Consider the following 14,840-nt stretch of genomic DNA (forward strand, 5'->3'; position numbering starts at 1 on the left):
ACATTGCATGAAATCGTAACGAAGCTTTATTGACAGATTATAAAAAAATAGGTTAACAAATTCAATTGTAAACTCACTAAATAACTGTAAAAAATAACTTTCGAAGAGAATTCACCAGAGGGCAACCTTTATTTGTACTTTAAAATCATTTTTTAAAGAGCCATTTATCTCTTGCAAACCGGACCCCGTACTTTTGGTATTCATGTAGGAAAATTTCGCCCAGCGCCCCCATACGGTAACCTTATCGCCGATTTTGTACTGAGCGAGCAGGTAAGTTCTGATGCCTTTGCCCGTGTATGCAGGAATCGAAAAGGCATAAAGTACATCTTTTTCATACACATATTGCCGATTACTATAGTCGTCGGTGTCGAACAAAGCAATGCGTGAGCTGAACCTCCATTTTGGTAGCGTAAGGTTCAAATCCTGAATGATCGCAAATCCTGTGCTCACCACTTCTTCCTTTTCGTACCTGCTTAGCTGTAGCCGTGATTTGAAGCTTAGCAGATTGCCTGTGTCATGATCCAGATTGAGAATTATGTTTCCTTTTTTGGTTTCAACCGGTACCTGTAAATTATTAGCAAGTACTTCACCATTTTCGGCTTTGGTCTGTTGCCTTAGTTGTACATAAAATTTCGTCAACTTGCTGAAGCTGTAAGTGGCCATGGCCAGGTATTCGTTCCCATCCGAAGGAGCGTCGGTATTGTATCGTAGCCAGGGAAAGCTAAACTTGTCATAGTAGGCAGTAAGCAATAGTTTTGATGCAGCTCGCCATTTGATGCCCCAATAGATGCCTTTTTCGTTTACATTTCTCGAGGCCTCCCCAAAGGATCTTGCATAAAGGCTGTGGAAGTCTCGCTGGTAGTTTCTCGCTACCATGCTGGCACCAAGACTATTGGTGATACTCACCATAAGGCCGCCAATGGCCCCCCAACCTCCTGAACTGGACCTGGCCGCTTCACCGAAAAATTGTGTGTTTTGCCAGAGCTTGGAGAAATACAGGCTGCTGATATGGTTAGCTTGGCCTGAAAACTCAAACTGGTTGTACAGTGCTGGAGTTTTTTGAATCGGCGTGCTGAATTGGGTGTACAACGTGTTAAGGCCAAATTGAAAAGTGCCGCTTTTGTATTGCAGGTTGCCTCCCACGTCATGCTCCACCACCTGACCTTTGCCATTTATTTCCGATTCGGTTCGGTGGAAGCCCGTGTTGAGAATGGAAGAGATGTAGGCTTCAGGGCCGTCGGTGATGGTGTCTGTTCGCACGGTGCCGTCTTGCCGGAGTCGGGAGGCAATGGCGGTGAGTTCCCATTTGCCCAACGAATAGGTAGCGGCAGCCCCTCTGAAAAAGCCTGTTTCCAGCACGGAGGTGTAAGGTAGCAAACCAGTAGAGTTTCTTTTGACTGTCAGTAGTGTTTCGCCACCCTTGCCGGCGGCAAACCCTGCCCCAAACACCAGTCCCTGTCCCATTTGAAGCTGGTAGTCACCAATGTTGATGGCTTTGAAATTGCCCTGGTTTTTCACTTGCCCGTGAAATGAATAGAAATCGGCACCGTAAGCATGTCTCGACTGGTTCCAGAGCAACTCCTCGCCTGCGTCTTTCTCCGCTGTGAAACCAAAGCTAAAATCGTTGGGGTGGCTCACCCGAAAGCGGGCGTAGTGTTTGTAGGGACTTCCAGCGTACCTGCTACTCAGGTCGCCATTGGCGGCTGTATCCGCCTGGCTGTACCCTTTGGCCGTTTCAAGCGTTCTTTCGGTTCGCAGTAGCAGGTAGTTGTTCTTTTCATCTGCCACCCGTTGAAAAAGTGGTTTTCCTTGTTTGCTGCCTGTTCCCGAAACGGTAACGAAGGGCCTGATGTTTCTGATGGTCGCCAGATCAAAATTAGGTACTGCCTGTAGCTCATAAAGGGAAAGAAGTGGCCCGTTGAGCTTCCGGTAGTTGAGCAGGCTTTCTATTTGAATAGGGCTTAAAATGTAAAAAGATGAGAGCTCTTCGAAAGTGGCAAGATTGATGTCTATCGGGCTGGTGTAGAGCTGGAACAAAGACTCGTACAAGTCGTCGTAGTTGACGTCTTCGTCTTGTATAGCAAAGAGCTCTTGCACAAAAACATATAGATCTATGTCCTCAGCAGGTGGCTCAGGTGGCTGCTGCTGTGCATGTAGCTGTAAGCAGCACAAGAGACAAAGGGCAATACCAGTGAGGCTATTTTTTATCGGCGAAAGCATAAATCACTGACATTTGGTGCAATTCTCCCAGTCTTGCATCATTCCTGAAGGCATAGTCTATTTGAAATTTACCGGGCTTAAACCCAAGGCCGAAGCAGGAAATAAACGGGCCGGTGCTGAAGCCGGTTCTAAGCGCAAGCTGGGGAATGATGAAATATTCCATTCCCGCTCTCGCTATCGGCTTGTGATTAATGTCTTTGGATACTTCCATATTGACCATGAATGCCGTAATGGGTCGGTACGAAACCCCAAGCTTCATCACAGTAGGCACCCTTTCACCGGTTCCCGGTACGAGCTTTGATTGGGTGAGGTTGTAAATATGTGCCCCCAGGTGCCATTGTTTGTTAATCGCCGCTATGCCACCCAGGTCAACTACCAGCACGCCCCTGGTGCCAATCGTGGGGATATTGTACTGCACATAGCTCACGCCTCCACCAAGGCTCACAAACCCAATTTTATTGGCCACTTTTAAACTTACAAGCTGTTCTGTGTAGAGTTTGCCACCAAACCGATAGAAACCTACGCCGGTGGTGAACTTTCCGAAAGGAATGGAAGCGCCTGCGCCCATCACTTGAAAGTCTTCTATTCGATAGCGATTTTCATAACTTGCAAAAACGCCCGGTGAGTTTGCCTGAGCCAGCCCGGCGGGGTTGTTGAAAAGACTGAACTGATCGGTGAGTGTAGAAGAGGTGGTTCCCACGGCGGCGCTTCGGGCGCCCAGAGAGTAATCGCCGGCCTGACCAACTGCCCTAAGTGTGATAAAAACGATACATACAGAGAGTAAAAGCTTTTGAACCATTGTATTAATCTAGCCAAAGCTCTCTCTTTTGCAAAATTATGTGGAGGTTAAAACAAGATTGGCGTGCCTAAATCATTGAAGTTAAATGTTCTAATAGGGTTCTCTATCTTTAGTTTCTCACTGTTTGCGCAGCCTGTAGTGGAGAAATACCCCACTGGAAGCATTAAAAGTGAGGGAATATTAGACGAGAATCGTAAGCAAGGAGAGTGGGTGTTTTACTATCCTTCGGGAACGAAGAGTGCTACTGTTCATTACAGCGTCGGCCAGCTTGACGGCTTGGCTATGTACTATTATCCCGGTGAAACCATCATGGCCAAAGAAACATGGGAAGGCGGATTGCTCACTGATTCAGCCTTCTATTATCATGAAAACGGGCAGCTTGAGAAGAAGGGAGTCTATGAGGACGGTTTGTACAAAGGGCAATGGGTTTTCATGAACGACCGAGGTGTTCTGATTCGTAAAGGCACTTATGAAAATGGGCTACCAAATCACAACTGGGTGTCTTATTACGATGACGGCACTATTTGGCAGGAAGGAGCTTATACCGATGGGCTGGAAAACGGCTTATGGAGGTTTTATAGAAAAGATGGTTCTTTAGAGTATGAGGGCCATTATGAAAATGGAGCACGTGTGGGGGAGTGGTTTTTGGTCAATAAAAGAGGGAAGAGAAAGCTTGTGGTTTTTGAGGAGGGTAATTGAGGATTTGCCTGCGAAAGCTTCTTACAATTCTGCCTTGAAGTTGAGGAAGAAGTGAAAGTCTCCCTGGCTATTATAGGAGTATTCCGTTCGTACTACAAAGTCGTAGAAAGAAACCAGGTCGAGGCCTGTGCCGACGCCATAAAGCAGCTTGTTGCTCAAGCGGGTGTTGAGTTCGTAGTTGGGGTAGTTTTGCACGTAGCCCAGGTCAAAAAACACCTTTGCATATAGGGCAAGCGGCAGCTTCTGAAACTGAGGAATCAGCATGATTCTGCTGATGTCTTTCGTAGTTTTGAAAATCTCTTTCTTGAAAGTGTTCTTACTCAGCACGTACCTCGGCCCTTCTACCACGTTGAGCTCAAAGCCCCGCACATAGTTTCTGCCGAAGCCCAGACTTTGGTTCACTGAGTAGGGCTGGCTTGACGGCCCTGAAACTAAGCCGGTAAGGCCTGCGGCAAAGTAGAAACCCTTGCCCATATCCCAGAATTTGGCATAGAGCAGTTTTCCACTCCAAAGGTTAATATCTGACTTATTGCTGAGACCATCCTTTTCGCCAATGAAGGATACATAGTAGCCCTTTAACGGATAATTTCGGAAGTCTCTCCTGTCTCTTAGAAATTGATATTTCAGATGAACGAACTGTTGTTGCCCCTTATTGATGCCGAAGTAATTTGGGTTTAGTTGCCGTATTGTGTCGGCTGCTTCCAATTTTTGATATCCAACAGTGAAGTAGTGAAAGTTGTAGAAGGCATTTCTGTAACTGTACTGGAGGTAGGTATTGAACCGGTTTTGTATCAAGTCTTCCGACCGGATAAAAGTTGGGATGTGGTTATCCGTTTGGTAGGCTACGTTCTTAGACTCGTTGTAGGAGGCGCCGGTTGTAAAACCATGACGCTGCCGTTTGTCGAAATAGGGGATGCTGTAGGTGATGTCAAATTGCCTCGTAAATCCGAACTGAGCTATTAGCCGCAGCCGGTCGTTCATGCCCCGCAGGTTGTACTGGTCAACCCTTACGCCATAGTTGACCCGGCTAAGATCCCGCTCCCGGTTTGTCCACCAGTCGTTAAAATTACGGTCGGCTAGTTGAAAGATAGGGGCGGGGAAGAAGTACCAGCGTTCTTCCACTTTCACCAGCACGCTTCCTATTCCGGGGGCGGTTTCAAGCAGGGTCACATCCACGGTATTAAACAGCCGGGTGTTAAAAATCTTTTGTTTGTCCAGCTCCAAGGTGGTGGCCAGGGTCGTTGAATCGTAGATGCCATTCTCCTCGATACTGAGCTCCCTGGTAATGACAGACTTGCGGGTTCTTTTGTGGCCGATAATATATATTTTCTCGACCTTGATGAAACGCTGTGGAATGGTGTCTACAGCAACTGCCTTATTTTTTTTGCCTGAATCCTGGGCAGCCGAAGGCAGGCAGCCGAAAAGTGTCAGCGCAAAAAAGCAGGCAATTGCAAATGCATTGATTTTCAGCCGCATTATTGGTTCATCCTTTCCTATATTCCTTTTCTGTGGCAGCTTCATTTCACGGACAGACCCAAATTTTCCTTTATTTGTTGTACTTCTGGTTCTTTAGTTGCGGAAATTAAATAAAGAAACCTCAAACTTAGTTACTCTGCCAAACAAGTCCTCATTAATGCCGATATTTAAGGTGAAAAGGAAGTGTTTCAGCCTGGGGAATATTTTGGCCGGACTGATTGTTGTACAGGAAATCTAAGACATGGGAGGCAGGACTTTTTTTCGAAAGCTGGGTATTTGGTTGGCTGTTTTGCCCATCAAGTTTTATCAGTATAGCATTTCGCCACTGTTTCCATCGGCCTGCCGCTATGCGCCTACGTGCAGTGAGTATGCCAAGGAGGCCATTACCAAACATGGCCCCTTCAAAGGTGGTTGGCTGGCCGCCAGGCGAATCGGAAGGTGTCACCCCTGGGGAGGAAGTGGATACGACCCGGTGCCATAGGCGAACTTTGGGGCTAAGGAGTTGTGAGAACCAAACTGGCCCTGGCACCTAACGTCAGAACGTCGTCCGATATTTTCACTTTACCCCGGACAAATGCTTCTCTATATCCAACAGGTATTGTGATCGATGTTTTTTTCGCAGACAAGTTGTGATAAACCAACGCATGCATTTCCCCCAGCCTTCTGCTAAACGCCAGGATATTGCCTCCTGTAAGTGGCAGACTCTCAATAGCCCCCAATGAAAAAAGGGCTGTTTTCTTGAGTGCAATAAGCTGTTTGTAAAGACTGTACATAGAGTTGCTGTCAGTCATTTGTTGTGTTGCAGGAACAACTGTTTCGTCAGTAGAGTATCGGGGTGTTGTCCAGCGGGTTCGGTAGGTGTCTCTTTCTATTTCATCCCACAGCATTGGCTCTCTGATGTGTTCATCCGGCTTGATGCCCAGCATACCCAGCTCCTCGCCGTAGTATATGAATGGAATGCCGGGAAGCGTGAAAAGGATGCAGGCTGCCAGTTTGATCTTGTCTGCCTTTCCACCCAGCGCAGAAGCGGTTCTGTTCTGGTCATGGTTGCTGAGAAAGCTAGCTTCCGCAAAGTGTTCGTTGTGAGCTTTGAACCACGGCGCAGATTCATTTATGATGTCCACCAGTCGCTGGCCTTCACTTATTTTGTAGGAGTTACCGACTACCGCTGCTGCTTTTTGTTGCCGCTTGTCTACCGATTCGAGGATGCTTTGTGCCAGGTCAAAGTTGAACAGCGATGAAAATCCTGCGGCGTAAGGTGAGGCACTTCTGGCATCGGACCATACCTCCCCAATAAGATAGGCGTCGGGCTTCACCGACTGCATTTGTGCTCTGAATGCTTTCCAAAAGGCATGTGTATCGGCAGCTCTGTCGTCTGGGAAGATGTGCTTGGCAGCGTCCATTCTGAAACCGTCAACGCCAACTTCCGATAGCCAGAATTTGCCGATGGCATACACCTCGTTCCTCACGGCCGGGTTGTCGTGGTTCAGGTCGGGCATGTCGCTATTGAAAAACCCATAGTAATATTGCGCAGTTGACTCTTTCGTGCCGACTCGGTGCCATTGCCGGATGTTGTCCGAATTTGCTGAGGTTTCCTTCTTCGCTATTTGCTCTGCCACGTGCTCCTTGTCTGCCCAGATGTAGTAATCACGGTACTTTGCGTGTATGCCTGTGCGGGCATTCAGGAACCATGGGTGCTGAGAAGAGGTGTGGTTGATGACAAAATCAATGATCACCTTTATGCCACGAGCGTGGGCATGGTGGACGAAGTTTTTAAAGTCGTCGAGTGTGCCGTAATCGGGATGAACCGAATAGTAGTTGGTCACATCATATTTATGGTAGCTGGGCGAAGGGCAAATGGGCATGAGCCAGACAGCAGTGATGCCAAGCTCTTGCAAGTAGTCCAGTTTGGCAGTCATCCCATTGATGTCGCCAATGCCATCGCCATTGGAGTCAGCGAAGGACTGAACAAAAATCTCGTAGAAGATTGCTTGGGTGTAGGACATATTTGACTGTACGACTATTTATTCAACTCTCGATCCAGATAAGCCTTGTAAATGTCCTCAGTGGAAATGGTTTTATCGACGTTCAACTTTTTCAGCCCATTAGCCACTTTCTTATCACCCGTCCAAAGGAATGCGTTTAGGTTGAAGCTCAAGGCCAGGAATATTGTGTCGTCAGGATCAATGGCAGTCAATAGGCTTTCAGCTTTTAAGAGGCATTCTTTTGGGATGGATTCATCATCAACTACATTAATCTTTGAGAGAATGATGCTCTTGGCCTCCAGATATTCTAAATCTGAATACTTTGATATTTTGAGGATCTTTTGTTGATGTTCCTCTAGCTCTTCCAGTAACGACTCCGGGGAATAAAATGTGAAGTAATCTTTTGACTTAATTAGAAGTTCGCCAATTCTGCTTTTTGGGTTTAAAAGGCCACTAAAAACGATGTTGGTGTCTACAACAACTTTCATTCACCCAGCAACTTCGCTCTCTGTTTGGCCCACCTGCCTTTCTTTACATCCTTATTTAGTTTTTTAATATCATGTTCGGACGCTTTTGAGGTGGCGGTAATTTCCTTGAACCTTAAAAAGTTAACCATTTCCTCAAGGTCTTTAGTATCCAGAGTAGCAGGAAGCCTGATTATTACTTCATCTTTGGTTCTTTCGATTATCATAAGAGAAATGGTTTATGAAAGAACCATAAATCTAATAAGAATAGTTCTAATTCTTAAAACGACCGATGCGAAAGCGCTTTACCAGTTACACAGCACTCCTAAACCGCAGTTCATCAATTAGTTTCTTGCTGGGGTGTAACTAGCTTCGTGGAAGCTAACCAAGCGCCTCCAGCTCCTCCTCAAACCCTCCTGATAAAATAGGAAACCGGCACCAGGTGCGGGGGTCTACATTGAAATCGTCGAGGTGGAAGGCAGGGGCGATGCGCTCTCTTTTCCACTGGTTGCGGCTCCACAGCCTGAAGAAACGCTTGATATGCTGTTTCAGCAACTCGTCTGATTCCAGCTTCAGCGTTTTCACAATTTCGAAAACCTCCAGTGGCGACTTCCGGTTGCGGATTCCTTCCCGTTCAATGGCGACCAGCACATGGTAAGGCATCAGATCTGTTTCGTCGCTCTGGTGCTGCTCTTTAGGGCGAAGTTCGGCAGTTGGCGTAAGGCTGTTCACTCTTCTCAAGCCATCGTAGCCGAGTTCTTTTTGCGCCCATTTGAGCCATTGTTTTACAAACTCCTTGTCAACTGCGGCAATAGGTGCCAGGCTACCGCTGGTGTCGCCGTCCATGGTAGCATAGCCCACATCGCCTTCACTACGGTTGCTGGTGGTGAGTAGCAGCGCATTGGCAATATTGGCCAGCATCCAAATAATGGGCGAGCGGGCTCTCGCCTGAATGTTCTGTAAAGCAATGTCGTCCGTTTCCCAGGTGAGCGGTCGACCCAGGGCTTTTTCCACCTTTTCTCTGTAGCCTCTTACCTCATCGTCGATCTGCCATTGGAAGAAAGTGGCTCCTATGCTTTCGGCCAGCTCTTTGGCGGAGTCGAAAGTATCGTCGGAGCTATTCACCGTGCCCTGGTAAGCGGTTTGCAAAATGCTGTGCACAATCGCTTTGTTGTCATTTGGCAATGAGGATGCCAACCCCAGCTTGGTTTTAAAGGCATCAAACCCCAGTTCTTCTGTGCCACGTCTCACCATTTCGGCCACAAGTACAGCACAGGTAGCAGAATCGGCGCCACCTGAAAGTGACAACACAAAACCCTTGCTACGGCTCTTTCGCATATAGTCGAACAGAGCAAGCGCCGCCGCCTTGGGGAACTCTTCATTTTGATTCGCTATTGGCTTGATCGGCTGGCGTTCCGACTGCTCAGGGTTGCTGAAGTTGACCTCGCAGGTCTGCAGCTTCCAGATGACAAACGAAAGCCGCTGCCCGTACGAGAGCAGGTTTCCATTTTGAGCCAGAATCACATCGCCGTCATAAACCATGCGTCCAGCCTCATTTCCGAGCAGGTTGCAGTAGAGGTATGCCACGTTGAATTTCTTGGAGCTTTCAATGACAAGATTTTGCCTAAAACCGGCTTTACCAAAGGCAAAGTGGCTGGCGCTGGGGTTGAGAATGAGCTCTACGCCTTTTTCCATATGATGGCAGGCTGGTCGCACTTCATGCCAGGCGTCTTCGCAGATCTCAAAGCCCAGGTGTACGTCTTTGAGGTGAAAGGTTAGCTCGCCGATGGGGTAGGTTTTGCCTCCGGCTTCAATGGCATCGGTGGTAGAAGGTGGCCATGGTGTGAACCACCGGGGCTCATAATGTACGCCTTCATTGGCCAGGGTTTGCTTGGCGTAGAAGCCCTGTATTTGACCGTCGACTACATAGCTGGTGCAATTGTATACTTTGTTCTGGTGGCGCACAGGCAAGCCAAGTGCTACCGCTAATCCGCCACACTCGGGGGCTATTTCGAGCAAGATCTCCATAGCCCTGGCCGGGAGCCATTCGCTCAGAAACAAATCTTCGCAGCCATAGCCGGTGATGCACAGCTCAGGCAGGCAAAGTAGCTCTACGCCTTCCCTTTTCGCTTGAGCGATACAGGCCAGGATATTGGCTTTGTTGTTTTTCCAGTCTAAAGGGATTTGGTTGACGGTAGCGCCACCCAGCTTGAGTGTTTTCATTCGTTCATTCAAAACCAGATAAGGTATGTTTGGTGCGGGACGGCCATCACTCTACGAAAATGTCATGTTGAGCTTGTCGAAACATAGCTTCAGTAATTTAAACGGTCTTCGACAGGCTCAACATGACATTTGTTTTCGCTTGATCGCTGCCCTCCCTCATCCATCAAACACATCCTTAAAAACAAGCCGAAGTTATGGCAGGTTTAGCATTTCACAAGTTTTTTGGGCGGCATCTTGTTCTGCTTTTTTCTTACTCAACCCAAACCCTTTGCCGAAGGGTTCTTCATCCACCATTACAAGTGCTTCAAACTTGCGGGGAAAACTGTCCTGATTGAGTTCGGTAATTTCGAACCGAATGTCCCTGTTTTCCTTTTGGGCCCATTCTATGACCTTGCTTTTATAGTTGGGGTTGTTCCGAACGATGTGTTGGATGTCGAAGTGGTTTTTCATCAGTTTGTTCATCACAAACTTGCGGCAGAACCGGTAGCCTCTGTCGAGGTACACAGCACCAATGAGTGCCTCCAGGGTGTCGCCATATATGGATTTATGACCCACACCGTTACGCCCTCCCCCTTCGTACTCTATGATCTCGCCAATGCCCAGTTTTCTTGCAAGGTCATTGAGGCTCTCCCGGTTCACAATGCGTGACCTGATCTCTGTGAGAAAGCCTTCGTCTTTAAAAGGATATTTATTAAAGAGATACTCTGCCACGATCATACCGAGCACGGCATCCCCCAGGTATTCCAGCCTTTCGTTTGATTCTTTGAAACCGTTATTATTTTCTTTGGCAGCAGAGCTGTGGATGACTGACAGCCGATACACGTGGATGTTGATAGGAGCGTGTCCTACAATGGTTTTAACGGCCCTGCTTAATGAGCGCTCCTTTTCTGTGTAAATGGTGAAGAATGACTTGAGACGCCTGACCAGATTCAGCACTATCCCTCGTATTTACGGAAGATGATGGAGGTGTTGTGGCCGCCAAAACCAAAAGTATTGCTTAGTGCGATGTCGATTTTGCGTGCCTGTGCTTTGTTGAATGTGAAATTCAGCTTGCTGTCCAGCTCTTCGTCGTCAGTGAAGTGGTTAATGGTAGGAGGAACCAGTTGATGTTGAATGGCCATGATTGAGGCCACTGCTTCAATAGCTCCTGCGGCCCCCAGCAAGTGCCCTGTCATGGACTTGGTGGAGCTGATATTGATATTGTAGGCATGGGCTCCAAACACTTCTCTTATCGCCAGCGTTTCGCCTTTGTCGCCGAGAGGTGTTGAGGTGCCATGAACGTTGATATAATCTACGTCGGTAGTTTTGATGCCGGCATCTTTTAGGGCATTGATCATCACATTTTTCGCTCCCAAACCTTCAGGATGAGGAGCAGTGATGTGGTAAGCATCGGACGACATACCGCCGCCGATGAATTCCGCATAGATCTTGGCACCACGAGCTTTCGCATGCTCAAGCTCTTCAAGAATGATGCATGCTCCTCCCTCACCCAATACAAAGCCATCTCTGTCCTTGTCGAACGGTCGGGACGCTGTGGAAGGGTCGTCGTTGCGCTCAGAAAGCGCCTTAAGGGCGTTGAATCCACCCACACCCGCTTCACACACCGTGGCCTCTGAGCCTCCGGAAACAATCACGTCGGCATGGCCTAGTTTAATATAATTGAGCGAGTCGATAAGGGCGTTGGTAGCAGAGGCGCAAGCAGAAACTGTTACGAAATTGGGCCCTCTAAAACCATAAGTGATGGAAATGTAGCCGGCAGCTATGTCGGCGATCATTTTGGGGATAAAGAATGGGTTGAATCTGGGTGTTCCATCGCCACGTGAAAAATCAGTGACTTCGTCCTGAAAGGTTTTGAGACCGCCTATGCCGGCACCCCAAATCACTCCAACCCTGTCTTTGTCTACTTTTTCCAGGTCAAGACCTGAATGTTTGATGGCCTCTTCACTCACTATAAGTGCATACTGAGTGAAGGGGTCCATCTTTCTTGCATCCTTTCTATCAAAATGATTGAGAGGATCATAGTTTTTTACCTCACAGGCGAACTTAGTTCTGAATTTTTCAGCATCAAACCGGGTAATAGGGGCCGCACCACTCACTCCATTGGAAAGACCTTTCCAATATTCTTCGAGGTTATTGCCGATGGGGGTAAGCGCTCCAAGACCTGTAACTACTACTCTTCTGCCATTCATAAAAGGGTGTCCGCCGGGTTGAGATTTATTTTGCGTTTTCTTCGAGATATGTAATTGCTTGTCCTACAGTGGTGATATTTTCGGCTTGATCATCAGGAATAGAAATATTGAACTCCTTTTCGAACTCCATGATAAGTTCTACTGTGTCAAGAGAATCAGCACCTAAGTCGTTGGTGAAGCTTGCCTCAGGAGTAACTTCAGACTCTTCTACCCCAAGCTTATCCACGATGATAGCCTTAACTTTTTGTGCAATTTCAGACATTTTTTTAATGTTTAGTTAGTAAAAAACACTGCAAAGAAATAGATATTCCCCAATAATGTCAAACAAATTCGTTCAATCTTAATTTTAGCTAAAGATAGCAAAAAACGGTTTGGGAAGGGCTTTTTGGGGCTGATAATGAATGGGTTATCTGGACTTAAAAGCGAGAGTGCAAGCCGAAGAGAAACATCACTTTAATAGCCTGAAGGTGCCTTAAAGCAACACTTTACCGAACGGGAGAATCGTTAAAGGTTGCAGGGTGGTGTCTCTTGTTGCTTCCTTTGCCTGGCATGCCTGCAGGTAGTTTCGAGCTGGGAAGTATGCCATTGATTACCTTCAGGGAATAAAAAAGATTTGACAACCGGTGTTTTTTCGACGTTGAATTTGCCCTTTTTGCCTTTACAGCTACCACAATAACGCTAACTTTGTGTTGGTAAACGCTCCGCCGCCTGTCACATAATAGTTAAATGTGTGCTATGCTCACAGGCTTGGCTGAAGAGGTGATGCTGTAAAAAAATGACCAAAGATTCCGGGAGCCACAGGTGAAGAGCAAAAAGTTACATATTGAGTACAACTATGACTTCACGCTGCTTGGCCTGGCCACTTCAGCCAGGGAGTACAAGCTTGCCTGGCATATCAATAGTGCACTCGGCGTGAGGCTGGTAAAACAGCAGGAACTCAGTGTGGAATTTCTCAATGATCGTGAAATCACCATTTCCCACTTTTTATTTAAAACGGAATACAGTACTTTTCGGCTCCTTAAGAATAAGAGCCTGGCAGGTGCCGGAAAATCCGGCTTTTTACTAGCTGAGCTGGCTCACTTCGATTATCTCATAATGATTAATGACGACGGCGGATTTTTTGATCCTGATGGTACCCTTGCGGCTCTGAAAAGCATACCCGTGGTAGAGTACCTGGCCTCAATTAATATCAATAAACTGAAAGAAAAGGAAAATCTTATATTTGAATAACACTCATGGAAAGCTCACCAATTTTTAATAAGACGAAAATCATAGCCACCGTAGGGCCTGCCTCTAACAGTAAGGAAATGCTGAAGAGCCTTATCCAAACGGGGGTAGATGTTTTCCGCCTCAACTTTTCCCACGGTTCTCATGAAGACCACCTTAAGGTTATTAAGCTGGTAAGAGAGCTCAACGAGGAAATGGGTACGCACGTGGCGTTGCTACAGGATCTTCAGGGGCCGAAGATTCGTACCCGTGACATGGAGAATGGGGGAGTGGAAATTGTGCCGGGTCAGGAAATCATTATCACCACAAGAAAGCTGGTAGGCAACGCTCAGATTATCAGTACGACCTATACAGGTATTTGCAATGATGTGAGCATTGGAGATGCCATTCTCATCGACGACGGTAACCTTGAACTGAAAGTGTTGGCCACCTCCAGCGACGAGGTAAAGTGCCAGGTAGTATATGGTGGAATTTTGAAGTCGAAAAAAGGTATCAACTTACCGAACACCCCTGTATCCGCCCCGTCGCTGACTGAAAAGGACGAGGAGGATTTGTATTTTGGTTTGGAGCATGAGGTAGATTGGATAGCGCTTTCATTCGTTCGAAAAGCTGAGGATGTGCTTGACCTGAAAGAAAAGATTAGAAGAAAGGGAGGCACGTCGAGGATCATCGCCAAGATTGAAAAGCCTGAAGCACTCAAAAATATTGATGCCATTATCGAAGCGGCGGACGGCCTGATGGTGGCTCGTGGCGACCTCGGCGTGGAGATTCCTATGGAAGACGTACCGTTAGCCCAGAAGATGATGGTGAGCAAGTGCAACAAGGCGGCAAAGCCCGTGATTATTGCCACGCAAATGATGGAAAGCATGATCGAAAACCCAAGGCCTACCAGGGCCGAAGCGAACGACGTGGCCAATGCAGTGATGGACGGAGCCGACACGGTGATGCTAAGTGCTGAATCAGCGTCGGGCAAGTTTCCGGTGCAGTCGGTAAAGAGCATGGTGCGAATCATCACCTCCATTGAGCAGGGCACCGATGTGATGTTCAATAAGTTTTCAGAAAGCAACGACGACTCCGCCACCTTGATCAACGACAAGCTGGTAAGAGCTGCTGCCCGCCTGAGTGCTAACATCGACGCTAAAGCTATTTTGGGAATGACGAAATCGGGGTATACTGGTTTCAGACTATCGTCGCACAGGCCAAAGGCGAATATTTTTATCTTCACTGACGACCGTAAGATATTGAACACCATGAACCTCGTGTGGGGTATCCGTGGGTTTTATTACAACCAAAGGGTAGGAGCTGAAGAGACCTTGAAGCACCTGGAAGACATTCTTATAGACAAGGGCTTCCTGCACAAAGGCGACACCGTGGTGTACACAGGCTCACAGCCGCACCACTGGGAAAACCGCACCAACATGATGAAGGTGGATGTAATCGAGTAATATTGATTGTTAATAGATGATGTGAGAGCCACCGGAGAGATTCGGTGGCTTTTTTTTGCCCCCTTGTCTGCGGCTATTCTGCTCATTTCGAGCGGACTGCCAGAGATAGTACG

Annotated in this window: 14 protein-coding genes; 4 read left to right on the forward strand and 10 right to left on the reverse strand. The window is 47.4% G+C overall.

The window, feature by feature from the left end:
- Positions 1 to 111: 111 nt before the first annotated feature.
- Together RT717_RS02895 and RT717_RS02900 are read right to left on the reverse strand one after the other, a co-directional pair.
- Positions 112 to 2,220, reverse strand: coding sequence for a ComEA family DNA-binding protein (locus tag RT717_RS02895; RefSeq protein WP_317490242.1), 2,109 nt, complete (start codon positions 2,218 to 2,220; stop codon positions 112 to 114).
- Positions 2,198 to 3,019, reverse strand: a complete 822-nt coding sequence (locus RT717_RS02900; protein ID WP_317490243.1) for a PorV/PorQ family protein — start codon at positions 3,017 to 3,019, stop codon at positions 2,198 to 2,200. The genes RT717_RS02895 and RT717_RS02900 overlap by 23 nt, the downstream gene beginning before the upstream one ends.
- Positions 3,020 to 3,082: 63 nt before the next feature.
- Between RT717_RS02900 and RT717_RS02905 the strand changes: the two genes are divergently transcribed.
- Positions 3,083 to 3,718 (forward strand): toxin-antitoxin system YwqK family antitoxin, encoded by a 636-nt coding sequence (locus RT717_RS02905; protein WP_317490244.1) that lies wholly within the window; start codon positions 3,083 to 3,085, stop codon positions 3,716 to 3,718.
- Positions 3,719 to 3,739: 21 nt separating this feature from the next.
- Here RT717_RS02905 and RT717_RS02910 read toward each other — a convergent pair whose 3' ends face one another.
- Positions 3,740 to 5,194 (reverse strand): POTRA domain-containing protein, encoded by a 1,455-nt coding sequence (locus RT717_RS02910; RefSeq protein WP_317490245.1) that lies wholly within the window; start codon positions 5,192 to 5,194, stop codon positions 3,740 to 3,742.
- Positions 5,195 to 5,435: 241 nt separating this feature from the next.
- Here RT717_RS02910 and yidD point away from each other — a divergent pair, with 241 nt between their 5' ends.
- Positions 5,436 to 5,675 (forward strand): membrane protein insertion efficiency factor YidD, encoded by a 240-nt coding sequence (gene yidD / locus RT717_RS02915; RefSeq protein ID WP_317490246.1) that lies wholly within the window; start codon positions 5,436 to 5,438, stop codon positions 5,673 to 5,675.
- A gap of 13 nt (positions 5,676 to 5,688) precedes the next feature.
- Here the strand turns inward: yidD and RT717_RS02920 are convergent, their stop codons facing one another.
- The 7 genes from RT717_RS02920 to RT717_RS02950 all read right to left on the reverse strand — a co-directional run bounded on the left by RT717_RS02920 (position 5,689) and on the right by RT717_RS02950 (position 12,317).
- On the reverse strand, positions 5,689 to 7,200 hold the full coding sequence (locus tag RT717_RS02920; RefSeq protein WP_317490247.1) for an alpha-amylase family glycosyl hydrolase: 1,512 nt from the start codon (positions 7,198 to 7,200) through the stop codon (positions 5,689 to 5,691).
- A 14-nt stretch (positions 7,201 to 7,214) separates the two neighbouring features.
- Entirely contained in the window at positions 7,215 to 7,667 is a 453-nt protein-coding gene (locus RT717_RS02925) for a putative toxin-antitoxin system toxin component, PIN family (protein WP_151998844.1), read from the reverse strand.
- Positions 7,664 to 7,870 (reverse strand): hypothetical protein, encoded by a 207-nt coding sequence (locus RT717_RS02930; RefSeq protein WP_317490248.1) that lies wholly within the window; start codon positions 7,868 to 7,870, stop codon positions 7,664 to 7,666. Before RT717_RS02930 ends, RT717_RS02925 begins: the two co-directional genes overlap by 4 nt.
- A 154-nt stretch (positions 7,871 to 8,024) precedes the next feature.
- Entirely contained in the window at positions 8,025 to 9,866 is a 1,842-nt protein-coding gene (gene nadE, locus RT717_RS02935; protein WP_317490249.1) for an NAD(+) synthase, read from the reverse strand.
- A 192-nt stretch (positions 9,867 to 10,058) separates the two neighbouring features.
- Positions 10,059 to 10,802, reverse strand: a complete 744-nt coding sequence (gene rnc / locus RT717_RS02940; RefSeq protein ID WP_317490250.1) for a ribonuclease III — start codon at positions 10,800 to 10,802, stop codon at positions 10,059 to 10,061.
- Positions 10,802 to 12,055, reverse strand: coding sequence for a beta-ketoacyl-ACP synthase II (gene fabF, locus RT717_RS02945; protein WP_317490251.1), 1,254 nt, complete (start codon positions 12,053 to 12,055; stop codon positions 10,802 to 10,804). Before fabF ends, rnc begins: the two co-directional genes overlap by 1 nt.
- Before the next feature lie 25 nt (positions 12,056 to 12,080).
- Positions 12,081 to 12,317: an acyl carrier protein gene (locus tag RT717_RS02950; protein ID WP_151998840.1), complete on the reverse strand. Its 237-nt coding sequence runs from the start codon at positions 12,315 to 12,317 to the stop codon at positions 12,081 to 12,083.
- A gap of 539 nt (positions 12,318 to 12,856) precedes the next feature.
- Between RT717_RS02950 and RT717_RS02955 the strand changes: the two genes are divergently transcribed.
- Both RT717_RS02955 and pyk read left to right on the forward strand, forming a co-directional pair.
- Positions 12,857 to 13,285, forward strand: coding sequence for an IPExxxVDY family protein (locus RT717_RS02955; RefSeq protein ID WP_317490252.1), 429 nt, complete (start codon positions 12,857 to 12,859; stop codon positions 13,283 to 13,285).
- 5 nt (positions 13,286 to 13,290) lie between these two features.
- Complete coding sequence (gene pyk / locus RT717_RS02960) at positions 13,291 to 14,727, forward strand: pyruvate kinase (RefSeq protein WP_317490253.1); 1,437 nt, start codon at positions 13,291 to 13,293, stop codon at positions 14,725 to 14,727.
- Positions 14,728 to 14,840: the final 113 nt, after the last annotated feature.

This window comes from Imperialibacter roseus (assembly GCF_032999765.1).
In the GTDB taxonomy this organism is placed as follows: domain Bacteria; phylum Bacteroidota; class Bacteroidia; order Cytophagales; family Cyclobacteriaceae; genus Imperialibacter; species Imperialibacter roseus.